19 protein-coding genes are annotated in these 24,288 nt (G+C 69.9%); 12 read left to right on the top strand and 7 right to left on the bottom strand.

What is annotated here, in order from left to right:
• Both FPZ47_RS18365 and FPZ47_RS18360 read right to left on the bottom strand, forming a co-directional pair.
• On the bottom strand, positions 1–2,995 hold a 2,995-nt coding region (locus FPZ47_RS18365), incomplete at its 3' end, for a non-ribosomal peptide synthetase (protein ID WP_145039531.1).
• A gap of 10 nt (positions 2,996–3,005) precedes the next feature.
• Positions 3,006–3,956 (bottom strand): methionyl-tRNA formyltransferase, encoded by a 951-nt coding sequence (locus FPZ47_RS18360; protein ID WP_144954160.1) that lies wholly within the window; start codon positions 3,954–3,956, stop codon positions 3,006–3,008.
• Between the two features lie 137 nt (positions 3,957–4,093).
• Between FPZ47_RS18360 and FPZ47_RS18355 the strand changes: the two genes are divergently transcribed.
• Genes FPZ47_RS18355 through nbtC form a run of 3 tightly spaced genes read left to right on the top strand, consistent with a single transcriptional unit; the run spans position 4,094 to position 9,215 of the window.
• Positions 4,094–4,849 carry a thioesterase II family protein gene (locus tag FPZ47_RS18355; protein WP_144954157.1) on the top strand — a complete coding sequence of 252 codons (756 nt, stop codon included), beginning with the start codon at positions 4,094–4,096 and terminating at the stop codon, positions 4,847–4,849.
• The gene (locus tag FPZ47_RS18350; protein ID WP_281291877.1) at positions 4,846–6,141 is read left to right on the top strand and encodes a beta-ketoacyl [acyl carrier protein] synthase domain-containing protein; all 1,296 of its coding nucleotides are present in this window, start codon (positions 4,846–4,848) and stop codon (positions 6,139–6,141) included. Before FPZ47_RS18355 ends, FPZ47_RS18350 begins: the two co-directional genes overlap by 4 nt.
• Complete coding sequence (gene nbtC / locus FPZ47_RS18345; protein ID WP_144954154.1) at positions 6,138–9,215, top strand: nocobactin polyketide synthase NbtC; 3,078 nt, start codon at positions 6,138–6,140, stop codon at positions 9,213–9,215. Before FPZ47_RS18350 ends, nbtC begins: the two co-directional genes overlap by 4 nt.
• On the opposite strand, the gene FPZ47_RS18340 is transcribed toward nbtC, so the two are convergent.
• Positions 9,192–9,428, bottom strand: a complete 237-nt coding sequence (locus FPZ47_RS18340) for an MbtH family protein (RefSeq protein WP_144954151.1) — start codon at positions 9,426–9,428, stop codon at positions 9,192–9,194. The genes nbtC and FPZ47_RS18340 overlap by 24 nt on opposite strands.
• Positions 9,409–10,689, bottom strand: a complete 1,281-nt coding sequence (mbtG, locus tag FPZ47_RS18335) for an NADPH-dependent L-lysine N(6)-monooxygenase MbtG (RefSeq protein ID WP_144954148.1) — start codon at positions 10,687–10,689, stop codon at positions 9,409–9,411. Before mbtG ends, FPZ47_RS18340 begins: the two co-directional genes overlap by 20 nt.
• A gap of 114 nt (positions 10,690–10,803) precedes the next feature.
• On the opposite strand from mbtG, the gene FPZ47_RS18330 reads away from it, so the two are divergent.
• Complete coding sequence (locus FPZ47_RS18330) at positions 10,804–12,441, top strand: (2,3-dihydroxybenzoyl)adenylate synthase (protein WP_246133490.1); 1,638 nt, start codon at positions 10,804–10,806, stop codon at positions 12,439–12,441.
• Between the two features lie 9 nt (positions 12,442–12,450).
• On the opposite strand, the gene FPZ47_RS18325 is transcribed toward FPZ47_RS18330, so the two are convergent.
• The gene (locus tag FPZ47_RS18325; RefSeq protein WP_144954145.1) at positions 12,451–13,890 is read right to left on the bottom strand and encodes an FAD-binding oxidoreductase; all 1,440 of its coding nucleotides are present in this window, start codon (positions 13,888–13,890) and stop codon (positions 12,451–12,453) included.
• Between the two features lie 138 nt (positions 13,891–14,028).
• On the opposite strand from FPZ47_RS18325, the gene FPZ47_RS18320 reads away from it, so the two are divergent.
• From FPZ47_RS18320 to FPZ47_RS18305, 4 genes are all read left to right on the top strand, one after another.
• The gene (locus tag FPZ47_RS18320; RefSeq protein ID WP_144954142.1) at positions 14,029–14,445 is read left to right on the top strand and encodes a hypothetical protein; all 417 of its coding nucleotides are present in this window, start codon (positions 14,029–14,031) and stop codon (positions 14,443–14,445) included.
• Between the two features lie 191 nt (positions 14,446–14,636).
• On the top strand, positions 14,637–15,035 hold the full coding sequence (locus FPZ47_RS18315; RefSeq protein WP_144954166.1) for an MmpS family transport accessory protein: 399 nt from the start codon (positions 14,637–14,639) through the stop codon (positions 15,033–15,035).
• On the top strand, positions 15,032–17,893 hold the full coding sequence (locus FPZ47_RS18310; protein WP_168209493.1) for an MMPL/RND family transporter: 2,862 nt from the start codon (positions 15,032–15,034) through the stop codon (positions 17,891–17,893). The genes FPZ47_RS18315 and FPZ47_RS18310 overlap by 4 nt, the downstream gene beginning before the upstream one ends.
• Positions 17,894–17,922: 29 nt before the next feature.
• Entirely contained in the window at positions 17,923–19,017 is a 1,095-nt protein-coding gene (locus FPZ47_RS18305; protein ID WP_144954136.1) for an NADH:flavin oxidoreductase, read from the top strand.
• A 4-nt stretch (positions 19,018–19,021) separates the two neighbouring features.
• Here the strand turns inward: FPZ47_RS18305 and FPZ47_RS18300 are convergent, their stop codons facing one another.
• Both FPZ47_RS18300 and FPZ47_RS18295 read right to left on the bottom strand, forming a co-directional pair.
• Positions 19,022–20,011 (bottom strand): SAM-dependent methyltransferase, encoded by a 990-nt coding sequence (locus tag FPZ47_RS18300; RefSeq protein ID WP_144954132.1) that lies wholly within the window; start codon positions 20,009–20,011, stop codon positions 19,022–19,024.
• Between the two features lie 53 nt (positions 20,012–20,064).
• On the bottom strand, positions 20,065–20,631 hold the full coding sequence (locus tag FPZ47_RS18295; protein ID WP_168209492.1) for a YbhB/YbcL family Raf kinase inhibitor-like protein: 567 nt from the start codon (positions 20,629–20,631) through the stop codon (positions 20,065–20,067).
• A 139-nt stretch (positions 20,632–20,770) separates the two neighbouring features.
• Here FPZ47_RS18295 and FPZ47_RS18290 point away from each other — a divergent pair, with 139 nt between their 5' ends.
• The 4 genes from FPZ47_RS18290 to FPZ47_RS18275 all read left to right on the top strand — a co-directional run.
• Complete coding sequence (locus FPZ47_RS18290; protein ID WP_144954126.1) at positions 20,771–21,214, top strand: MarR family winged helix-turn-helix transcriptional regulator; 444 nt, start codon at positions 20,771–20,773, stop codon at positions 21,212–21,214.
• A gap of 360 nt (positions 21,215–21,574) precedes the next feature.
• Positions 21,575–21,748, top strand: a complete 174-nt coding sequence (locus FPZ47_RS28445; protein ID WP_168209491.1) for a hypothetical protein — start codon at positions 21,575–21,577, stop codon at positions 21,746–21,748.
• A gap of 73 nt (positions 21,749–21,821) precedes the next feature.
• A complete protein-coding gene (locus tag FPZ47_RS18280) occupies positions 21,822–22,883 on the top strand; it encodes an HNH endonuclease signature motif containing protein (protein WP_145039528.1) in 1,062 nt (353 codons plus the stop codon).
• A 540-nt stretch (positions 22,884–23,423) separates the two neighbouring features.
• On the top strand, positions 23,424–24,288 hold an 865-nt coding region (locus FPZ47_RS18275), incomplete at its 3' end, for a reverse transcriptase domain-containing protein (protein ID WP_246133644.1).

Here is a 24,288-nt window from a genome sequence, read left to right as displayed (position 1 = left end):
TCCGGCGGCCTAGCGCGGGCCCCGGTGGCGGGGGGGGGCGCGGCGCAACGGGGGTGGGTGGGGGCAGCGCCCGCCTGTCCAGTTTGCCGCTGACCGTCAGCGGGATCTCGGGGATCACCCCGAATGCGCTGGGCACCATGTACTCCGGCAGCGTGGCCGCGGCGTGCGCACGGATCTCGTCGATGCGCACGCCGGCGGGTCCGCCCGACGGGCCCGCGCCGGCCGCGGGCACCAGGTAGGCGGCCAGCGTCGGCCCGGCCTCGGTGTCCTCGGCGACGACGAGGCAGTGCCGGACCGCCGGGTGGGTGGCGATCACGGACTCGACCTCGCCGAGCTCGATGCGGTAGCCCCGCACCTTGACCTGCTCGTCGGCCCGCCCGACGAATTCCAGCTCCCCGGACAGGTTGCGCCGCACCAGGTCTCCCGTCCGGTACATCCGCATCCCCGCGGCGAACGGGTCGGCGACGAAGCGCTCCGCCGTCAGCCCGGGGCGCCCCAGATACCCGCGCGCCAGCTGCGCCCCGCCGAGGTAGAGCTCGCCGATCACCTGCGCGGGCACCGGCGCCAGCTCCTCGTCGAGCACGTAGGCGTACACATTGCGGTTCGGGACGCCGATGGGGACCACGCGGGAGCCCTGTGCGCCTTCGACTTTCAGATGCGTGGCGCAGACCACGGCCTCCGTCGGGCCGTAGTGGTTGCGCAGCTCCGCGTCGAAGTGGCCGGCGAATCTGTCGGCCACCTCACCGGGCAGCGCCTCCCCGCCCACCGGCACGTGCCGCAGCGCCCGCCACTGGGCGGCCCGCGGCAGCAGCAGCAGGGTGCTCAGCATCGAGGGGACCATGTGCAGCACGGTGACGCGGTGCCGCTCGATCAGGTCCGCGACGTAGTCGAGGTCGCCGAACGCCCCGGGCCTGGGCACCACCAGCCGCGCGCCCAGCGTCAGCGTGACGAAGATGTCCAGCAGCGACGCGTCGAAGCTCACCGACGACGACTGCAACAGCCGGTCGGCGGCGGTCATGCTCCATTCGGCGACGAAACCGTCGACGTGCTCGGCGATGGCCCGGTGCGACACGGCCACGCCCTTGGGCCGCCCGGTGGACCCGGACGTGTAGATGACATACGCCAGATGCTCCGGGTGCAACGGGCCGAGCCGGTCGGCGTCGGTCAGCGCGGCATCCGGGAGCGGCTCGGCGTCGCGCTCGGCGGCGGCGAACTCCGGCTGCCCGATGACCGTGCGCGGCCGGGCGTCCGCGACGAGGTAGTCGATGCGCTCGTCGGGGTAGGCGGGGTCGATCGGCAGGTAGGCCGCCCCGGCCTTCAGCACGGCCAGCATCGCGACGACGAACTCGATCGACGTCGTCATGCGCAGGCCGACGAGGTCCTCGGGACCGAAGCCCCGCGCAGCGAGCAGGCGCGCCAACCGGTTCGCGCGGCGATGCAGCCCGGCGTAGGTCAGCTGCTCCTCGTCGGAGACGAGCGCGACGGCCTCGGGTGCCGCGTCGGCGGCCGCTTCCAGCAGCGCCACCATCGTGGTGGCCGGCGTCGCGACGAGCTCGCCGTGCGATTGCGCCAGGACGGCGGCCCGCTGCGCGGGGCCGAGCATGTCGATGCCGGTGATGCGACGCCCGGGCTCGGCCAGCGCATGGTCCAGCAGCCGCAGGTAGTGCCCCAGCATCTTCTCGACGAGTTCACCGCGCAGCCGGGTCTGGTATTCGAATTCGACGGACACCCGGTCCGGGTCGAGCACGACCGCCAGGGCCAGCGGCAGGTGCGCGGTCACCGCCCCCAGCTCGAGCTGGCGCACGGTGACGCCGTCCAGGGCGAAGTCGTTGGCGGTCTTGCGCCACGAAAAGCCCAGCCGGACCAGGCGGTCCATGCCGTCGTGCCCCATGCGCTCCGGGTTCACCTCGCGCACGACCCGGTCGATGCCGACGGCCTGGTGCGCGAATCCGTTGAGGCAGGTTTCGCGGACCGCGTCGACGAACGAGACGAAGGTGTCCTGCGGCCGCGCGGTGATCCGCAGCAACAGCGTGTTGCCGAAGTACCCGAGGGCGCCGTGGGCGGCGGACCCGCGCGCGGTCACCGGGACGGACACCAGGAAATCCGGGGCGCCGGTGTAGCGGCGCACCAGCACCCCGAAGGCCGCCAGCAGGACCATGAACGGCGTGGCAGCGTGCCGGTGGGCGAATTGTTCTACCCTGGCGAATAATTCGGCGGGCATGGTCCGGGATCGGCGCTCGGCGTCCCGCGAAGGACTCGTGGCGGCCAGGCCGGGAAGCGGCAGGGGTTCCGGCGACGGCCGCAGCGTGTCGGCCCAGTAGCCGACGTCGGCGACGGTGGGTTCGGCGGCGGTCTGAAGCACCCCGGCGGCCACGAACTGCGGCGCGTCGCCGCGGCGGCGGTCACCGTTGTAGGCCGCGCTCAGCTCGGCGGCGAAGACGGCCCAGCAGTCGTCGTCCCAGCAGATGTGGTGCGCGACGAACAGCAGCACGAACTCGTCGGTCCCGCCGTGGATCAGGGTCGTCCGCAGCGGCAGGTCGGTGGTGAGGTCGAACGGCCGGCCGAACTCGGCGCGCGCCAGGGCCGCGGTCCGCCGCGCGCGTTCGGCCTCGGAGAGCTCGGTCAGATCGACTGTCGGCCAGGAGATCTCCACGTCGTCGGAGAACACCTGATACGGTTCGCCCTCGCTGTCCACCCCGTACACGGTGCGCAGGATCGTGTGGCGGGCCACCAGGTCGTCGAAGGCCGCACGCAGCCGCTCCCCGTCCAGCGGCCCCGTCAGGCGGTAGGCGACGCAGACGTTGAGCGTGACGTCGTCGGCGTCCATCGCCTGCAGGAACCACATCCGTCGCTGCCCGGGCGAAAGGGGGTGGCGCTCCCCCGCCCGCACGGCGTCCGGGCGGGCGGATCGGGTTGTGGCCAGCCCGCTTTCGGCGATGCGTCGGCGCAGCAACTCGCGACGACGTTCCTGCACGGTCCTGGGATGCTCTGCCATGCTCGCCCCGCTAACCGTTGGATGCCGTCGGGTTGTGCAGGTAGCCCCCGCGCAGGAAGAACTCCTCGCCGCGGCGTTCTCGGCCGTCGGCGCACCGCAGCCGGGTGATCACCAGTCCGCGGTTGCCGCCCCGGAACGCCTCCGGCCCGCACACCACCACACCGCCGCCCTCCTGCACGATCACCCGGCCCGGCGTGCCGCCGTACCGGCCCTCCGACACCCGCGCCTCGACGATCTCGATGCGCTCACCCCGGTAGCCGGTGAACGCCCGCGGATACGGGTCAGACAGCGCGCGCACGAACCGCTTCAGATCGGCGGCCGGCCAGCTCCAGTCGACCAGACTGTCGCGCTCGCAACGCTTGTGGAAGTAGGTGCGCTCGGCCTTGTCCTGCGGCCGCCACGCCGCGGTCCCGGACTCCAGGGCCGCCAGCGCGTCGCGCAGCGCGCCCGGAATCAGGTCCAGGCCGCGCAGCACCAGGTCGGTGCCGGTGTCGGTGGGCCCGATCGGCAGCGCGTGCTGGATCAGGATGTCGCCGGTGTCCAGGCCGTCGTCCATCCGGTGCACCGTCAGCCCGAACTCGGTCTCGCCGCTGATCAGCGCCCACAGCACGGGGGAGAACCCGGTGAACTTGGGCAGCAGCGAGTCGTGCAGGTTCAGGGTGCCGTGTGGCGGCAGGGTGTACAGCTCGGGCGGCATCCGGGTGTACCAGCTGTTGACCACGATGACCTCGGGCTCGGCGCGCTTGACCAGGTCGATGGTCTCGGCGTCGACGCGCTCGGTCAGGTGCACCGGGATGCCGTGCGCACGCGCGAGCTCCTCGACCGACTCCGACCAGATCGCCTTGTAGGAATGCTCGCTGGCGGGATGGGTGACGGCGAGGACCACGTCGTGGTCCAGGTCGATCAGCGCCTGCAGGGTCCTGCATCCCCAGGTCTGGTAACCGAACGACACCACGCGCATCAATTCCAACCCTCTCCGTCGTCGCTGTTCGGCCAGGTCCGGACCCCGTCCATCCGCCCAGCAGCTTATGTTAGCCTTCGCTAAGTTGCATGCTTCGCGCGGCCGGGTGCCGGGGCGAGAACGAGAGGTGGGAGCGCATGCCGCGCACACTGGGGTGGGCCAGGCAGTTCCACGAGCCCGAGTCGCCGGGCAGCCTGCCGCTGCTGGTGTTTCCCCACGCCGGGGCCGGCGCGTCGGCCTACCGCCAGTTCTCGAAAGCGCTCTGCAGGACGTTCGACGTCGTCGTCTTCCAGTACCCCGGACGCCAGGACCGCGCCGCCGAGGCCCCGCTCGCCACGCTGCCGGAGATGGCCGCGGGAGCGTTCGCCGAGTTCTCGGCGTGCGGGCACAACCGCGGGGTCCCGATCGTCGCCTTCGGCCACAGCATGGGCGCCATGGTCGCCTTCGAGTTCGTCCGGCTCGCGGAGACCGCGGGCATCGGCGTGAACCAGCTCAACGTCTCGGCGACCGTCGCCCCATCTCGGGCCGCCGCCAAACCGTCGCACCCGACCGAGAACGACGAGGAACTCCTCAACCACCTGCTGGCGCTCGAGGGCACCGACTCCGGTGTGCTGGCCGACCGCGACCTGATGCGGCTGACGCTTCCGGTGGTCAAGGCCGACTTCAGGGCCTTCGACGCCTACTCGTGCGGCGAAGACGTCAAGGTGGCGGCCCCGATTCACGCCATGGGCGGAGACCAGGACCCGTATGTGACGCTGGCCGACCTGTACGGGTGGGGCAAGCACACCGGCGCCGTCAAGGTCACGATGTTCGACGGCGGGCACTTCTACCTGAACCAGCACCTCGACGCGATCGCGGCGCTGCTGACCTCGCACGCCGGGCGGACGCCGTGAGCAGCGACCCCATCGTCATCTCGGGGATGGCGGTCGAGGCGCCGGGCGGGATCGAGGGCCCCGCCGCCTTGTGGTCGGCGCTGGCCGAGGCCAAAGAACTCATCGGACCCTTCCCCCGCGACCGCGGCTGGCCGCTGGACGACCTGTTCTCGGTGTCGGAGCTCGACGGCTGGGGCCCGGTCCCCGACGCGGGCGGATTCCTGGACGGTGCAACGCGATTCGACCCGGCCCTGTTCGGCATCACCCACCGCGAGGCCCTCGTCATGCACCCGCAGCAGCGGGTGGCGATGCGGGTGGCCTGGAAGGCGCTGGAGAACTCCGGGATCAACCCCGCCGCGCTCGACGGGGAATTCGTCGGCTGCTTCGTCGGGATGTCGCCGATGGAGTACGGACCCCGCGCGGCCGTCGCCGACGAACACACCGGACACCGGATCGCCAGCCTGGGGCAGCTGGGCGGCGCCGCCCGCATCTCGCACAGCCTCGGGCTGACGGGCCCGTCGCTCAGCATCGACACGGCGTGCGCGTCGTCGTTGACCGCGGTGCACCTGGCCGCGACGGCGGTCGCGGCCGACGAGTGCGACTGGGCGCTCGCCGGCGGGGTGTGCGTCATGGGGTCCCCGGGCGCGTTCTACGAGTTCGCAAGGCTCAACGCGCTTTCCGAGGACGGCCATTGCCGCGCGTACTCCGGCGACGCCAGCGGCACCGTGTGGGGGGAGGGCGCGGGCATGGTCCTGGTGGAGCGCGAATCCCGGGCCCGCCGACTCGGGCATCCGGTCCTGGCACGCATCCTGGCGATCCGCACCAACCACAACGGCAAGGGCAAGCCGATCCTGGTGCCCCGGGTGCGCGCGCAGGAAGAACTCATCCGCAAGACGCTCGACGCGGCGCGCATCGACCCGGCCGCCGTGGGGATGATCGAAGGTCACGGCACCGGAACCCTCGCCGGGGACCCCGTGGAACTGCTCGCGTTGTTCACCACCTACGGCGCCGCCGGATGCAGCGCACCGATCGGCTCGATCAAGTCGAACCTGGGGCACCCGCAGGCGGCGTCCGGGATCCTCGGCCTGATCAAGCTGCTGCTCGCCGGCGCGCACGGCGCCGTTCCGCCAACGCTGTTCGCCGACAACCCGACCACCATGCTGGACTGGGATCTCACCCGCCTGCGGCTGGCCGCCAAGCTGCACGACTGGGAGGCGACCGACGGCCTGCGCTACGGCGCCGTGTCGTCGTTCGGCGCCGGCGGAGCCAACGCGCACGCCCTCGTCGCGATGCCCGTGGATCCGTGGGGATGACACCCGTGGCCTACCGCCTCCCCGACGGCACCGTCCCGGTCCTGCTGTCCGCCGACGCGACCGGCTCGTTGCGCGCCGAAGCCGCGGCCGTACTCTGCTACACGACAGACCATTCCGCGGTGACGCCGCAGGAGCTCGCGGCGATGCTGTTCCGCACCCGCACCGCGCGCAAACACCGGGCCCTGGCCATGGTGGGCACCCGCGAGGAGTTGACCGGTGCGCTGCGGGCGGTCGCCGATGACCGGCCGCACCCCGCGGTGGTGCGAGGCGAGACGCCGGCCCGGGCGCGCAAGCTCGCCTACGTCTTTCCCGGGCAGGGCGGCCAGCGCCCCGGGATGGGCCGGCTGTTCTACGCAGCGGTCCCCGCGTTCCGCGACGAGGTGGACCGCTGCGACGCGGCCTTTCGCACGCTGACAGGCGAATCACCGTTGAATTATCTTCTGGGACAGCAGGACCCGGCGCCGGACCGCGCGAGCACGGTGCAGCCCGCGCTGTTCACCCAGATGGCCGGGTTGGCCGCGATGTGGCGGTCGTTCGGGATCGCGCCGGGGGCCACGATCGGGCACAGCCAGGGCGAGATCGCGGCCGCCTACGTCTCCGGCGCCATGACGCTGCCGGATGCCGCGCGCGTCATCGGGGTTCGTGCCCGCGCGGCCGACGAGTTCGGCCCCGGCGACTACGCGATGGCCGTCATCGCCACCGGCCGCGATGCCTGCGAGGACGTCCTTGCGCGCTGCCCGGGGTGGGCGCAGCTGTCGGTGGTCAACTCCCCCAACATGGTCGGGATCTCCGGCGACCGCGACACCGTGCAGGGCATCGTCGACACGTTCACCGGGCGCGGAACCTTCGCCCGCGTCATCCGCGTCCGGTATCCGGCCCACACCATCCTGATCCAGGAACTCGCCGACACGGTGGCCGCCGTCGCCCACCAGGAATTGACGAATCCCGCGTTCCTGGACACCGACATCGACTGCTTCGGCAGCACACTCGGCGGCCGGATCACCACGGACCTGCCGGTCGACGAATATTGGCGCTGGAACCTGCGCAACCCGGTGCGATTCGACAAGGCGATCGCGGCGGCGCTGGAGCGGGGCGTCGACACGTTCGTCGAACTGGCCGAACACCCCACGCTGCAGCTGGCGATCCAGGACAACCTCGCGGCCTTGAGCACCCCTGCCGCCGACGCCGGCGACGAGCGCGGGGCCATGGTCGTCGGCACGTCCGAGCGCGCGGCCGGCGAGTTGACCGAATTCACCCGCAACCTCGCACTGCTGGCCGTGCACGACCAGGATTACGACTGGGAGTGCCTGCGCGCCGCGACCGACGGCCCCGCCCCGCGGCCGTTGCCCGACTTCCCCAACCTGGTGATGAACGAGTCGACGCTGTGGCTGCCCTACGACGAGGTCCTGCCGCGGCGCACCCGGCGGGCGCCCCGCCCCGACGCGACGGATCCCGCCCCGGCGACCGCCGCGCCGCGGCTGCTCACCGAACGGTGGGTCCGGCTCTCGCACCGCTCGCTGGGGCCGCCGCGCGCCTTCGGGATCGTGGACCACACCGGGGCCTGCGCGCAGCTGGCCGGCGCCCTGTGCGGTGCGGCCGGCGACATCGGCGCTTCGGCGCGCACGCTCGACGGGCCCGAACAAAGCACGGCGGCAGGCGATTTCGATACCTACGTGATATTGCTTCCGCAGTCGCCGGAGCCCGACGACGTCGCCGCCGCCGCGGCAGTGGCGAGCTTCTTCTCCCGCCGCGCGTGGTGGCCGGGCATCGACACGGCGACCACCGAGTGCTGGCTGGTGACGGTGGGCGGCGAGCCGGTCGCCGGCGGCACGCCGCCCGATCCGGTGCACGCCGCCACCGCCGCGGGTTTCCGCTGCCTGGGCGCCGAACATCCCGGCGTGCGGTTCCGTCACCTCGACCTGGATGCCGGGTCGGCGTCACCGGAGGCCGCCGTCGCAATCGTCGCCGCGCTGCACACCGCCGGCGAGTCGGAGCTGGCGCTGCGCGACGGCGCGCTGTACGCCAAGCGGGTCACCCAAGAGCACCCGGCCGCCGCCGGTCCCGATGGGCCGCCGTGGGAACATGTGGTCCTCGTCGGGGGGGCCGGCACGCTGGGGCTGGAATTCTGCGACCACTTCGCGCGCCGTGGCGCACGGCGCATCACGCTGGTCAGCAGGTCGGGCCGGACCGACGCCGTCGCGGAGCGCCTGCGACAGATCAGGTCGGCGACATCGACGCGCATCGACGTCGCGCGTTGCGACATCGGCGACCAGGCGGCGGTATCCGAACTGGCGCAGCGACACCGGGACGCGCCCACGGACCTGATGATCCACGCCGCGGTCCGGTATTCGGGTGCCGAACTGGCGGACATCACCCCCGCGATGGCCGACGACGCGTTGCGCGCCAAGGTCGTCGGCATTTCGCACGTGCTGGCGGCTTTCCCGCGCACCGACGACTGCCGCGTGGTCCTGTGCTCCTCGATCGCGGCGACGGTCGGTGGCCGCGGCCTGATCCTCTATGCCGCGGCGAACAGGATGCTCGACGCGATGGCGCACCGGCTTCGGGCGCAGGGCGTGGACTGCGTATCCGTGCAGTGGGGGCAGTGGGCGGTCACTTTCGACCCCGGCTCGTCGGGCACCGCGAAGCTGTCTCCGACCGGGCTGCTCCCGATGTCCTCGGCCGACGCGCTGACCCTGGGAATGAGCCGGCGTGGCGGAAATGCCGTCGTCGCGGCGTTCGCGTTGGATCGGGCACGCTCCGCGCTGGACGCCTGTGGGCGCGCCTCGCTGGTGTCCCAGCTGGATGCCCCGGCCCGCGAGATCACCGAAGCGCCCGCACCTGTCACCGTGGCGCGGGCGCCGCACCGCCTGCTGACGCTGGTGGCCCGCGCCATCGGGGTCGATCGTGCCGAGGCGATCGACCCCGAGACTCCGTTGGTCGCGCTGGGACTGGATTCGCTGCAGGCGTTGGAGTTGCGCCGTCGTGTCAAGGCCGAGTTCGACCGTGACGTGGACGTGGCCGACCTGCTCGGCGGGGCGTCCGTCGCCGATCTACTGGGGCGGCTGAGCGGCTGACCGCCGGTTCATCGCCGCACGCAGGCTTCCCGGACGCAGGTCGGTCCAGCTCTTCTCGATGTGGGTCAGGCAGTTCGCCCGGCTGTCCGCACCAAACACCACGCGCCAGCCGGCCGGCACATCCTTGAACGCCGGCCACAGGCTGTGCTGTTCCTCGTCGTTGACCAGCACGCAGAACGCCAGCTCGTCGTCGTCAAACGGATTGGTACTCATCGGTTCTCCCCCCGGACGGCGCGGTGGCTCCCATCTCGGCGCCCAGCACGCGGTCGGACAGCAACCCCAGGCAACTCAGGTTCGGAAAACCCGGGCCCTCGTTGACGCCGGACAGGTTGGGCAACAACAGCTTCGGGGTGACGCCCGCAACCGCCAGGTCGGGGCCGATGGACTCCTCCAGCGCCTCGAGGGTCACCGGCCCGCCCAGCCCGAGCTCGAGCGCGGCCCGGGCGGCCGGGCACAGCAGCGGCAGGAACCACACCGGGTCGGCGCCGGATCCGTCGATGACGAGTTCGAACCGGTGCAGCGTCTCGAGCGGCTCACCGCAGTTGTCGGTGCGCAGCGTGATCCAGATCCGATCGTCGCGATCGACCACGCGGGCGACGCGCCCGCGTTGATGGGTGATGCGCTCGTCGGCCAGCAGGGATTCCTGGACCCGTGCGGAGAACACCCCGCGATCGGTACGCGCGATGCAGTCGCGCCGCTCGGCCTGGCTCAGGCTGCGCCAGCCGGCCGGGTCGGAGAACAGCGAGTTCTCGAAGAAGCCCTCGCCGCGGGTGAACAGGGTCGCCTGCGGCGAGATGGCCGTGATGGCCGAAACCCGATGGTGGAAAAGCTCGTTGAGAATCGACGCGGCGGTCTCTCCCCCGCCGATGACCGCGACGTTGTCGGCCACGATGCGCTCGTGTTGCCCGGCGCGCTGCCAGAACTGCGCGATCGAGAGCACCCGCGGATCACCCGAGAGCATCGACCTGTCGGGTTGCCCGGGCCCGGTCACCATCAGCGTGCCGGCGGACAGGCTCGACCCGCGGGTGTGCAGCACCCAGCGCGCGTCGTCGACGGAAATCCGGACCACCTCTCCGTCAACGACTTTCAAGCCCACCACGGCGGCGACCCAACGCAGATAGCCGGCCCACGTCTCGTGGGTGGGCGCCGGCCTGCCCCGGTCGACCCAGCCCACGAACTGGTCGGTGGCAATCAGGTACGACTGCCAGCTGAACCGCATCATCCGTTCGTCGACCTCGGTGCCGGGCACCAGAGCGGACCGGTAGGGGAAGCCGATGTCCTTCTCGGGGCTGGTGCCCAGCCGCTGTCGGCCGTCGGTCCAGCCCCCGCCGGCCCGCCAGTTGGCGGCCACCCCGGAGCGTTCGACGGCAACGACGTCGGGCACCTCGACGCCCAGCTCGCGCAGCACCGCCGCCTTCGCGGCCACCGCCACCGCCTTCGCGCCGGCCCCGACGATCGCAAGCGTGTCGCTCATCGCGCGTTCACCGCGCCACCTCCGTCGATCGGCTTAGCCCAGGCTGCCCTAACTTTGTGTACGCTACCCTATGTTCGACCGGCGGGACATGCCCGCCCCCGAGGGAGTTGCCGAGTGCCACCTGACCCTTCCCGGCCGCCGCTGGACGGCTTCGTTCCCTTCCCGCCCGAACGCGCGGCTCGTTACCGGGCGGCCGGCCACTGGGCCGGCCGCCCCCTGGACTCGGTGTTGCGGCACGCCGCGGCGACGTGGCCCGACCGCGTCGCCGTCGTGGACGCGGCCGGCCCCGGCGGCGGCCACACCTACGCCGAACTGGACGAGCTGGCCGACCGGGCCGCCGCGGCCTTCGCCGCGCTCGGCATCGCGCCGTCCGACCGGGTGCTGCTGCAACTGCCCAACACGGCCCGGTTCGCCGTCGCACTGTTCGGCCTGCTGCGCGCCGGGGCGATCCCCGTACTGTGCCTGACCGGGCACCGGCTGGCCGAACTGCGCCGCTTCACCGAGGTCAGCGGCGCGGTGGGACTGATCGTCGCCGACACCGCGGCCGGTTTCGACCACCGTGCGATGGCCCGGGAACTGGTCGCCCTGGCTCCCGGGCTGCGCCACGTGATCGTCGACGGCGACCCCGGCCCCTTCACCGCGTGGTCGGCCCTGCCCCACGGTGCCGCGCCGCGGGTGGCGAGCGATCCGGCCGCGCCCGCGCTGGTGCTCGTGTCGGGCGGAACCACCGGCGCCCCGAAGCTGATCCCCCGCACCCACGATGACTACCTCTACAACGCCACCGCGAGCGCGAGACTGTGCCGACTGACCGGCGACGACGTGTACCTCGTCGTGCTGCCCGCCGCGCACAACTTCCCGTTGGCGTGCCCGGGCCTGCTCGGCGCGATGACGGTCGGCGCCACCACCGTCTTCGCCGCCGACCCCAGCCCCGAGGCCGCTTTCGCCGCCATCGCCCGCCATCGTGTGACCGTCACCGCGCTGGTGCCGGCCCTGGCCACGCTGTGGGCCCGGGCCTGCGACTGGGAGCCAGAGCCGCCGAATTCACTGCGGCTCCTGCAGGTGGGCGGGTCCCGGCTGGACCCGCAGGACGCCCGCCTGCTGCGCACGACGCTGACCCCGGGCCTGCAGCAGGTGTTCGGGATGGCCGAGGGACTGCTGAACTTCACCCGGCTCGACGATCCGCCCGATGTCGTCGACCGCACCCAGGGCCGGCCGCTGTGCGCGGACGACGAACTGCGCATCGTCGACGCCGCGGGCGAACCGGTGGCACCCGGCGACGAGGGTGAACTGCTGGTGCGGGGGCCGTACACGATCAACGGCTACTTGCGTGCCGAGCGCGACAACGAGCGCTGCTTCGATCCCGAGGGCTTCTACCGCAGTGGCGACCTGGTCCGGTTGGTCGACGACGGCCACCTCATGGTCACCGGACGGGTCAAAGACGTGATCTGCCGCGGCGGCGAGACCATCGCCGCCGCGGACATCGAGGAACCGCTGCTGAGCCACCCGGCGGTGTGCGCGGCCGCGGCCGTTGCGCTGCCCGATCCATTGCTCGGCGAGAAGATCTGCGCCGCGGTCGTTTTCAATGGCCCGGCGATCGGTCTGGCGGAGCTGAACGCCTACCTCGACGGTCGCGGTGTGGCCGCGCATGCGCGGCCGGACATGCTGGTCGAGATGGCGGCGCTGCCCACGACACCCGTCGGCAAGATCGACAAGAAGGCGATCGCCGCCCGGCACCTTGGCCCGCGAACGTGACGCCGGCGCTCAGACAGGCAACCCGGAGAACATGACCCGGCCGGGATCGTACTTCTGGCGCACGGCGCTGAGCCGCGACAGATTCGAACCGAAGTACCGCGACGCCGGCTGGTTGGACTCGAGGTAGTTGACGTAGCCGCCGACCGAATACGGTTGCACCGCTTGGTGTGCCGTGTTGAGCCAGGCGGTGGCCGCCGCCGGCGACCCGGACGTTTCGACGTACCACTGCACCAGCGCGTACTGGCGCCGCCACGGAAAGGCCGTGGCACCCGGCGCCACGGTCGCCAGGGCGCCGTCGAGGGCGTGCATGATCGCCAGCATGCGACCCGCCCCGCGGGGAAAGGCGTTGACCGCCGCAGCGATTCCCTGCGCGGCGCCCGCGTTGACGAGCGGCAGGACGTCGGATCCGCCGACATACCCCAGCGGTGCCGGGTTGAGGTTCCCGACGGCCAGGTACCGCACCAGCTCCATGCGGTTGAACGTGTGGGTCTCGATTCCGGTCGGTTGCACCCCGACGGCCGAGACGATGGCGCGCTGCACGCCGGCACCCGACCCGGCCGGGCAGGTCGCGAGGATCCGGCAGTGGGTGCCCATCGGGTCGACGGTGGCATCGGCCAGCGCCCAACTGTTCCGGTCGGCGGTGCGCAGCCAGTTCTGCCAACCGAGGAGAACCTGCGCGAACGACTCCGGCGGGAAATTCAGGTTCACGGCGTCCACGTCCCCGGTGGGAAACGTGGCGAAGGTCAGCGAGGTGACCGCCCCGAAGTTGCCGCCACCGCCGCCGCGCAACCCCCAGAACAGGTCGGGGTTGTTGGTGGCCGACGCGGTGACCGCCTGGCCGCCGGGCAGCACCACCGACGCCGACGTCAGCTGGTCGCACAGCAGGCCCGCGTGCCGCGAATCGGCGCCCAGGCCGCCGCCCAGGGCGTGGCCCGCGGCACCGACCGTCGGGCAGGTACCCGTCGGCACACCGCGGCCCGCCCCGGCCAGCGCCTCGTGCATCGCATACAGACCGGTCGCCGGCGTCACCGTGACGTGCCCGCTGGCCGCGTCGTAGTTGATGCCGCCGGGCAGCTGCCGCAGGTCGAGCACCATGGTGCCGTTGGCCGCCGACGCCCCCACATAGGAATGCCCGCCCCCGCGCGGGGCGACCTTGAGGTGGTGCGCCGCGGCGAAGGCCATCGCCTTCTGCACGTCGGCGGCCGAGGTCGGGACGACGACCGCCGCAGGCATCGCGTCGTTGTAGTTGGTGTTGAAAACCTGCTTGGCCGTTGCGAACTGGGAACCCTGATCCGGCAGCACCACCTGGCCGCCGATGACGGACGAAAGGCCGCTCCAGCCCGAGGTTTTCGGGTCGGCCATGGCGCGACCCGGGCCCAGCACCGTCCCCGCGGCCAGCGCTCCGGCGGCCGCCCGCAGAAACGTCTGCCGCGAGAATTCACGCGCCAACGTCGGGCTCCCGCAACTGCGTCATGTCCCGCATTGTCAACCACCGCAGCCGCGGTACCGTACGACGTGACACGGGATGACCCAACCGTGCCCGAACCGTTACCCCGCTCGACGGATGGCCAAGCAAAGGAGTGACCGATGAATGTGGGTTTATGGGCTGGTCTCACACTGATCTCCCTGACACTGGTGCTGGTGTTCGCCTCGGTTGCCACCGTGTTCGTCAAGCGGCTGGGCGCCCGGACGACGTTGCCGATCAGCGAGGAGATCGGCAGCGCCAAAGCGGTGTTGGACAAGGTGCGCAAGCGCGAGCCGATGTCGCGGGAGGAGCTGGACTATGCCAAGCAGATCGTCGCCGACCGCGGCTCCCTGATGGCCCTCTGCATCCCCGCCACGCTGTTCATGCTGGGCTGCTTCTACGTGTTCGGCAGCCTCGAACACCTGCATGGGGCCACGCCCTCCGAACGGACATTCCTCGGGGTGATCCCGATGCTCACCTCCACGAACCTCGCCATCCGGCTGCGCGCCAGCGCGCGGCTGCAGAGGCGCCTGCAGTAGACGCTAACGTCCACAAACTGATAGTGTCCCTACACCCTCTAGGTAAATCTGTCTGATACATGGGTGGGTCTTGCCGGCCCGGCAGGACGCCGCGGGCGAGGCGAGCAGGCGCGGCCCGGCGCGGTAGCCCGAAAGGTGGTCGAGTGAAGCCGCGTTCGTCAGTCGGCAGGACCGTCCTGGCGCGGGCGTGGATGCCGCTGGTCGCCGTGGTCGCGATCGGTGTGGGCGCGCTGGGCATGTGGAAGGTGCATCAGTTCTCCGCTCCGCCGCCGGTCATCACCGTCAACGGGCCGCAGGCGCCCGAGGAGTTCAACCCCAAACGGCTCACCTATGAGGTGTTCGGATCCGCCGGGACGGGCGGAGAACTCGTCTACATCGACATCGACGGACATCCCCACCCGGTCGATGTCACGACGTTGCCGTGGTCGCACACGGAGACAACGACGCTCACGGTGGTGTCCGGCAGTGTCTCGGTGCACGTTCACGGCGTTCACGTCGGCTGCCGGATGCTGGTGGACGGCGTGGTGCGCGATGAACAGGTCAGTCACCATCAGGACGCGGACGTCGAATGCCGGGTGAAATCGGCATGAGTGAGCACCGCTTGGACGACGCCCCCGTCAAACGGCCCCTCATCCCGCGACTGGTGCGTGCCTTCGCGATACCGATCATCCTCTTTTGGGGTCTTGTCGCGGTCACGACGAACACCTTTATGCCCCAAGTGGAACGCGTCGCAGAAGAACTCGCCGGACCGATGGTGCCGCACTACGCACCCTCCCAGCGAGCCCTGCTGCACATCGGCGAAAAATTCCACGAATCCAACTCGACGAACCTGACCATGATCGTGTTCGAGGCCAACCGGCCGCTGGCCGTTGCCGACCACGAGTACTACGACGGGCTGATGCGCCGCCTCGAGGGCGACAAACAGCACGTGCAATACGTGATGAACCTCTGGGGCAAACCGTTCACCGCAGCCGGGGCGCAGAGCCTCGACGGCAAGGCCGCCTACGTGCTGTTGCGTCTGGCCGGTGACATCGGCCAGATCGAATCCAACCAGTCCGTGGCCGCCGTGCGCGACATCGTCGCCAAAGACACCCCGCCGCCGGGCCTCAAGGTCTACGTCAGCGGCGCGGCTCCCCTGGCCTCCGACACGGTCAGCATTGCGAACAACAGCCTGAACAACATCACGATCGTCACGATCATCCTCATCGTGGTGATGCTGCTGCTGGTGTACCGGGCCCCCTCCGTGCTCTTGGTGCCCTTGCTGGGAGTCCTGATCGAAATGTTGGTCGCCAAAGGGATTACCGCCACCCTGGGCCACCTGGGGTACATCGAACTCTCGTCGTTCGCGGTGAACATCGTCGTCGCACTGACGCTGGGCGCGGGAACGGACTACGGCATCTTCTTGATGGGCCGCTATCACGAGGCACGGCAAGCCGGCGAAAGCCGGGAGGACGCCTTCTACACCGCGTACCGGAGCGTGGCACCAATCATCATCGGCTCGGGGCTGACGATCGCGGGCGCGTCCTATTGCCTGACTTTCGCACGGCTGAACTACTTCCACACCATGGGTCCGGCAGTGGCGATCACGATGCTGTTCACCATCACGGCGGCGATGACGCTGGGCCCGGCCCTGTTGACCGTGGGAAGCCTGCTCGGGCTGTTCGATCCCAAACACAAGGTGAAGGCACACCTGTATCGGCGCATCGCCGCGAGCGTGGTGCGCTGGCCGGTGCCGATCCTGGCGGCCAGTTCGGCCGTCGTCATGATCGGGGCGATCTTCGTGCCGACCTACCGGCAGAACTACGACGATCGCCAATACCAGCCGCACAATTCCCCGGCCAACCTCGGCTTCGCCGCCGCCGATCGGCATTTCCCGAAGAGCAAATTGTTCTCCGAGATGCTGATGGTCGAGACCGACCACGACATGCGCAACTCTGCCGATTTCATCTCACTGGACCGGGTGGCCAAAGCGCTCATCCGCCTTCCCGGTGTGGCGATGGTGCAGAGCATCACCAGGCCTTTGGGCCGGCCCCTCGAGCACGCGAGCATTCCTTACCTGTTCACCACACAGGGCAGCGGCAACGGTCAACAGCTCCCGTTCAACATCGAACAGAACTCCAACACCGATCAACAGGCGGATATCCAGGCGCACTCCGTGGAAGTCCTGCGCAAGGAGATCGGGTTCTTCCAGAGGGTGTCCGACGAACTGCACCAAACGGTGCTCACCGTCGAGGATCTGCAAAGGATCAGCGACGAGTTGAATCAGGAAACCTCCAACGTCGACGACTTCTTCCGACCGGTCAAGAGCTACTTCTATTGGGAGCGGCACTGTTTCGACATTCCCATTTGCTGGACGTTCAGATCGCTGTTCGAAGCACTCGACAACATCGACAAGCTGGCCGAAGACATCGGGAACGCCAAAGTCTCCCTCGAAGAGGTCGACAAGGCCTTCCCGCAGATCATCGCCCAGCTCAAAGCCACAGCCGACGACACCGAGGCGCTCCGGGCCAAGTTGGTCAACAGCTACGGGTCCGCCGATCTGCAAGCCCTGCAAACCGCGCAGACATTCGATGACTCGATCAACGTCGGCAACGACTTCGACAAGTCGCGCAGCGACGACTACTTCTACATCCCCCACGAAGGGTTCGACAACGAGGACGTCAAAACCGGTATCAAGCTGATGATGTCACCGGACGGAAAAGCCGCCCGGTTCATCGTCACCCACGAGGGCAACGCGATGGGCCCCGAAGGCGTGCAACATGTCGAGAAGTTCCCGACGGCCATCACCACGATCCTCAAAGAGACCTCGTTGGCCGGCGCGCGCATCTACATCGGCGGTTCGGGGTCCAACGACAAGGACATCAAGGAATACGCCACATCCGATCTGATGATCGCGGCGATCGCCGCGTTCATCCTGATCTTTTTGATCATGATGTTCCTCACCCGAAGCCTGGTGGCGGCCTTGGTCATTCCCGGCACGGTGGCGTTCTCCTACGCCGGGGCATTCGGACTGTCCATACTCGTCTGGCAGCACCTCATCGGTCTGCACCTGCACTGGCTGGTGTTGCCGCTCACGTTCATCATCCTGGTGGCGGTGGGCTCGGACTACAACCTGCTGCTGATCGTCCGAATCAAAGAAGAGATCGGCGCCGGGTTGCACACCGGTCTGATCCGCGCTCTCGGCAGCACCGGAGGTGTGGTCACGTCGGCGGGCCTGGTGTTCGCGTTCACCATGCTGGCGATGCTCACCAGCGATTTGCGAACGATCGGGCAGTTGGGGTCCACCGTGTGCATCGGCCTGCTGCTCGACACGCTGATCGTGCGGTCGTTCGTCGTGCCGTGCATCGTCAGGCTCCTGGGCCCGTGGTTCTGGTGGCCGACGCTGGTGCGAACCCGTCCCCCGCGGCGGCGTCAACCGGTGACGGTCGGTCGCCCGGCGCCGGAATAGGCGGGCACAGGGACGCGTTGGAGCGGTTCGTGGCGCAACATGAGCTTTTTCAGCCGTTGACCGTACGCTCGCTGACCGTGCCGAACCGGTTCGCGATGGCGCCGATGACCCGGCAGGCCTCGCCGGGCGGAATTCCGGGCGCCGACGTCGCCGAGTATTACCGGCGCCGCGCCGCCGGCGGCGTCGGTCTGATCATCACCGAGGGAATCCGGTTGCCCGACCCGGCCGCGGGCTACCCGTACGCCGTCCCGACGATCGCCGGCGACGACGTCCTGGCCGGGTGGCGGCGCGTCGTGGACGCCGTCCACGGCGAGGGCGCCACGATCGCCGCCCAGCTGTGGCACCAGGGCGCCCAGCGCGACGACGTCGACGGCGTTGTCCCGGTCAGCCCGTCGGGCGTCGACGGGCTCGGCCGGCCGAAGGGCCGCGCACTCGAAACCGACGAGCTGCCGCGGGTCGCGCAACTGTACGCCGAGGGCGCCGTCACCGCGCGGGACCTCGGCTTCGACGCCGTCGAGATCCACGGCGCCCACGGCTACCTGCTGGACGAATTCTTCTGGGAGCGAACCAATCTGCGGACCGACGGGTACGGCGGATCGCTGTCCGCGCGCACCCGCTTCCCGGCCGAGGTGGTTGCCGCGGTCCGCGCCGCGGTCGGCCCGGACTATCCGATCGTCTTCCGCTTCTCGCAGTGGAAGGGCACCGACTACACGGCCACGATCGCCGACGACCCTACCCAGTTGCAGGAGTTGCTCTGCCCGCTGGCCGAGGCGGGGGTGGACATGCTCCACCCCTCGACCCGCAGGCATTACCTGCCCGCGTTCCCCGGCTACGACGGCGAGTTGAGCCTTGCCGGGTGGGCCAAGAAGGTCACCGGGCTGCCGGTGATCGCCGTCGGTTCCGTGGGGTTGGAAACGCAGTTCCGCAGCGAGAAGCGGGGCCAGGTGATCCGGCCCGCGCCGGTGGACCGCCTGGTCGAGCAGTTCGACGCCGGTGAGTTCGACATCGCGGCCATCGGGCGCGCGCTGCTCGCCGACCCGGGCTGGGTGAACCGCCTGCGCAACGGCGCCCTCGACGGGTTCACCGGTTACGACCCGGCGACGGCGCTGGCCGCCCTGAACTGACGGCTCACGTCGTGGCCCTCTCGAGGGTCCCGCTGACGAACAGCGTGTCGCCCAGGCCGATGTCGTCGTCCGCTATGGGTGCAAGCCCGTTGGCCGCGAACAGCTCTCGGATGCTGGCACCGTTGAGCGCCCAGCCGCGTTCGCTCAGGTACGGGGCGGCTTCGTTGCGTTCACCGAAGTAGACGAGGGCGGCCATGTCGGGATCGAAACTGTGGGCGCCCCAGCGTTCGGAGATGCGGCGCATGTGTTCTTTCATCTTGTCTTCCATCTTGTCTGCGTCGCCCGGCTGCGGGTTGGGGGTGCTCTCGGTGGCGAGCCGGCTGCCGGGCGCGCTGAGTTCGGTGACGGTGTCCAGCAGTCGATCCTGGGCTTCCGGCGGCAGATAGCCCAGCAGGCCCTCGGCGCTCCACGCGGTCGGCCGGGCGGGGTCGAACCCGGCGGTGCGCAGTGCGGTGGGCCAGTCGTCGCGCAGATCGACCGCAACCGCACGACGCTCGGCGGTGGGTGTGGCGCCCAGCTCGGCCAGTGTGCGGGTTTTGAATTCGATGACCCGTGGCTGGTCGACCTCGTAGACCGCGGTCCCGGTGGGCCACGCCAGGCGGTAGGCGCGGGAATCCAGCCCCGCGGCCAGGATTACGACCTGCCCGACGCCCGCGTTCGTCGCGTCCAGGAAGAACTCGTCGTAGAACTTGGTGCGCACGGTGGCGGCGTCGATCAACACCTGGTCGATGTTGTGGGCCAGCCCGGCGGATTCGGTGGACGCTGTTGGGCCGTCGGGCGCGTCGGTCAAGTCGTCGGGGTTCAGTTCGCCGGTCGCCAGCCGGGTCAGCAGGTCCACCCCTACCGCCCGGACGAGCGGTTCGGCAAACGGGTCGTTGACGAGCCCGTGATCGGCGCGGGTCGCGCGGGCCCGGGCCACCGCGACCATCGTCGCGGTCGCGCCGACGCTGGAGGCCAAATCCCAGGTGTCCCCGTCATGTCTGTTGGCAGTCATAGGTGCTCCTTGTGGAATGTGTTGGCCCGCAACGGCCATGGGGCCGTGCTGGGTCAGCGGATTTCGTGTGTCCCGTCGAGTCGGGCGCGCCCGAGGGCGTGACCCGCGATGACGGCAGCGGCCTGCTCAACGGTGAAGCCGGCCGCCAGCCCGCAGGGCTGGTCGAGGGCGAAGAGCTGGAATACGTAGATGTGGGGTCCGTGTGACCGCATCGGCAGGGGACCGGCCCAGCCGCGGCGACCGAGCGCACCCTTGCCGTGCCGGATGCCCGGTATCGGGCTGGGGTTGGCCAGGCCGTTCTCCGGGATGCCGCGCAGCGACGGGTCGACGCCCACGGTGAGCGCGTGGGTGGCCGGCTTGCCGACAGGGACGTCGGGATCTTGGACGACGAGCGCCAACTCGACGGTGCCGGGCGGCGGCTGCGTCCAGTGAAGCGCGGGCGAGATGTTCGCGCCGAACAGCCGGCCTCGGTGCTTGTCCGGTATCGGCGCACCATGCTCGAAGGCGGGACTGGTCAGTGTGAAGTTCTCCGGAGCGTTCAGGCCGGGGCGGGCCCACAAGAGCGCGTGCTGGCCGGCGCGCCGGTTGCGCAGTGCCACTCCCAGGGGGTTTGTGGGCAAGATTTCGACTCCTCGGTCGAGGCGGGAAGGGCTTACAGACGGCTTGCCGCGAGCGTCCTCGGACATCACACGGGATTGCGGACGCATCAGGGAGATTTGTTTAGGTATATGAAGTACTCTTTAGGTATATTAATGAGCAATGGAGACGAACGCAACCACCGGGCCCGACGAGGCCGACCTGGGCGCGCAGGTGCGCTCCGCCGTCGGGCGCCTCTACCGCCGCTTCCGCAGCGAGCGCCTCGAGGGCAGTCTCGGCGACGCGGCGCTTGCCGTGCTCACCCACCTGCACAAGCACGGGCCGCAAACCCTCACCGAACTCAGCGAGTACGACCGCGTCTCCCCGGCCTCGATGAGCCAGACCGTGAATCGCCTCACCTCGGCCGGCTACGCCGTACGCTCCCGCGACCCGAAAGACCGGCGAAAAGTACTCTTCAGCGCTACCGCGGACGGCGACGAAATTGCCCGCGCCGCCAAGGCGCAGCGCAACGCCTGGCTCGACGAACGGCTCGACGCCCTGGGCGCCGAAGACCGCGCGATCATCGCTCGCGCCGCAGCACTGTTCGCCGAGATCGCCGACTCCTGACAGCCAGTGCGACAGCCGCTGCGCGGATCCGATTTCGCGGCTCTGACAACGCCGAGCTTGGTGGTTGCCGGCGACCACGACCAGACCCCACTCGGTGTGCGCGGGCCGGACTGGTTCATCGACGGCTACCGGCTCAGCCCGGGCGCGACCGACCGATGAGAGCCCGGAGCGCGTCGCGATTGTCCGGCACGCCACCCTGGCCTGGCTGCGCACCGCACGCGGCACCGACGACAGCGCATGGCCTTGCGAACGACAACGGCTCGCCGCCGCCTAGGATCACGTGGCGCGAATCGAACCAAACTGAGCACTCCCCCTGCTTCACTGACGTGCCGCGCGACGCGATGCGGTGGGGACTGGAGCTTGCGGAGGCCGGCTGGCGCGCGCTGGCCGCCGCAATCCTCAACGGCGTCGGGAACCCTGCGCACGAAGTACGCGGCGGCCGCACTGCGCGTCCGGGCCGACGACGACGCACTGGCCGTCCCCAGTCCTGCCGAGCGGGCGCTGATGCGTGGGTGGCTGGACCGCGCATCGTGACGACCGCCTTGGTCGCGCCCGGGGGTGGATTGGGTGTCCGGGACTTGTCGGTGCTTGCTGTGATGATGGGGTTATGTCGGTGAGCGCGTTGTTGGGTTCTGGGGTGAGGGGTGCTGACCAGCGCCTGGAGGTGTTGTTTGAGGAGTTGGCGGAGTTGGCGGAGTTGGCGGGTCAGCGCAACGCCATCGACGGGCGCCTGGTGGACATCGTCGCCGAGATCGAGCGCGAGGAGTTGTGCGGGTCCACCGGGGCGCGGTCGGTGGCGGCGTTGGTGGCCTGGAAACTCGGTGTGTCCTCGACCAACGCCCACACGTTGACCGCGGTGGCGCGCCGGGTGCAGGAGTTTCCGCGCTGCGCCCAGGGCCTGCGGGAGGGCCGGTTGTCGCTGGATCAGGTCGGGGTGATCGCCGCGCGCGCCGGGGCGGGCTCCGATGAGCACTACGCGGGGTTGGCGCGTCACGCCACGGTCAGCCAGTTGCGCACCGCGGTCGGTCTCGAACCGCGACCCGACCCCGGCCCGCGGCCCGGGCCGGCGCCCTCGATCACCAAGACCTCCGATGAGCAGTTCAGCTGTTGGCGGATCCGGTTGGGGCATCCCGAGGCGGCCAAGTTCGAGGCCGCGCTGGCCGCCCACCGGGACGCGTTGATCGCCGAGTGGAAACACGACCGCGCCCAGGGCGGCGCGGGCGCCCCGCACGCCGCCCCGCCGATGCCGGGCACCCTGGAGGCGTTTGTGCGTCTGGTCGAGGCCGGCTGGGACGCCGAGGCGGCCCGGCGCCCGCACGGGCAGCACACCACCGTGGTGCTCCACCTCGATATGGCCCAGGGGGCGGGCGCGCTGCACCTGGGTCCGGCGCTCACCGACGCCGAACGCCGGTACCTGAGCTGTGATGCCACCTGCGAGGTGTGGTTTGAACGCGACGGCCGGCTCCTCGGCGCGGGCCGCACCACCCGCACCATCAACCGGCGGCTGCGCCGCGCCCTCGAGCACCGCCACCGCAGCTGCGCGGTGCCCGGCTGCGGGGCCACCCGCGGCCTGCACGCCCACCACATCCGGCACGTGCGCCGTGAGGCGCGTGTATTCCGATCGGAGGTGAGAGACCTCCGATGTTCGGCCGTCACAGCGGCCGGATGAAAGCTGAGGGCAGCTGAATTCTGCAGGGATCGAGAGGGATTCGGCGGCAAGCGGCCCTGACAAAGCCACGGCGTGTCAGTACTGCCAGATGAGGCGGCGCGTGGTGAGCAAGGTGAGAGGGCATACGTGAGGAACCAGTGTCGGAACCCTCGTTAGGTGGAACCGGTCTGCAAACCTGGCGGATATCGGACCGGTGTTGTGGCGCACGCGGAAGTGATGTATCGGACGCGTCCGCTGTTCGTCTCAACCAGGGGCGGGCAGCTGCCGGTGGGGAATTGTCTGTGGCGTACCTGCCGGGGTCATCGGGGCAAAGCTGGGTGCCGGCCTCACCAATCGGATACGCGTGAACACGGGAACCATTCGGGTGCTTCCCTTCCCGCATCCCGGCCAGGGGTGCGGCGGGTAGGTGTCGATGCCCACCGAGGGCACCGGGATGGGGCGGAGCCGCCGTAGTACTGCGAGGCCGGGAAAGCCGGTCACATCGGGAAGGGCGGCAGTAGGACAGCAGAACAGGAGAGTGCAATGTCAGAAGATGCGCCGATGAATATCGGTGCCGCGCTGGAGTTGCCGTCCGTGGCGGCTCAGCGGGTACTGAGGATGCAGACCAAACTGCACTGCTGGGCGACGGCTGATCGTGGTCGTCGGTTTGATGATCTGTTTAACCTCGTGGCGGATCCGTGTTTCCTCGCGGTGGCGTGGACACGGGTCCGGGAGAATACCGGTGCCCGCAGTGCGGGGATCGATCAACGCACCGCGCGGGGCATCGAGGCTAGCGCCGACGGTGTCGCCGGGTTCCTCGAACAGTTGCGGGAAGCGTTGCGTTCCGGCGCTTTTCGGCCGGTACCGGTGCGGCGCGTCGAGATACCCAAAGCCAGCGGCAAGGTCCGCAAGCTAGGTATCCCGACCGTGGCCGATCGGGTGGTGCAGGCGTCGCTGAAGCTGGTGCTGGAACCGATATTCGAATCGGATTTCTCCGATTCCAGTTACGGATTCCGGCCGGGGCGACGGGCCCAGGACGCGATCGAGGACATTCGGATGTTCGCTCACCGTGGTTATGAGTGGGTATTCGAAGCCGACATCGCAGCGTGTTTCGACGAAATCGACCACAATGCCCTGCTGCAGCGGGTACGCGGCCGAATCGGCGATAAACGCACCCTGGGATTGGTGAAGGCATTCCTGAAGGCCGGAGTGCTCGACACTGACGGCGACACACATGACACCTACACCGGAACTCCCCAGGGCGGCATCCTCTCGCCGCTGCTGGCCAATATCGCCCTGTCGGTCATCGATGACCACTTCGATGCCCAATGGGCGGCCCACCGGGGCGGGTCGTCCCGCAGGAGCCACCGCCAGCGCGGAGGCGCGACGTATCGCCTGGTGCGCTACGCCGATGACTTCGTGGTTC

The organism is Mycobacterium helveticum (assembly GCF_007714205.1).
Classification (GTDB): domain Bacteria; phylum Actinomycetota; class Actinomycetes; order Mycobacteriales; family Mycobacteriaceae; genus Mycobacterium; species Mycobacterium helveticum.
Note: the sequence above shows the minus strand (reverse complement) of the source record. Positions and strands in the feature narration are given on the sequence as shown.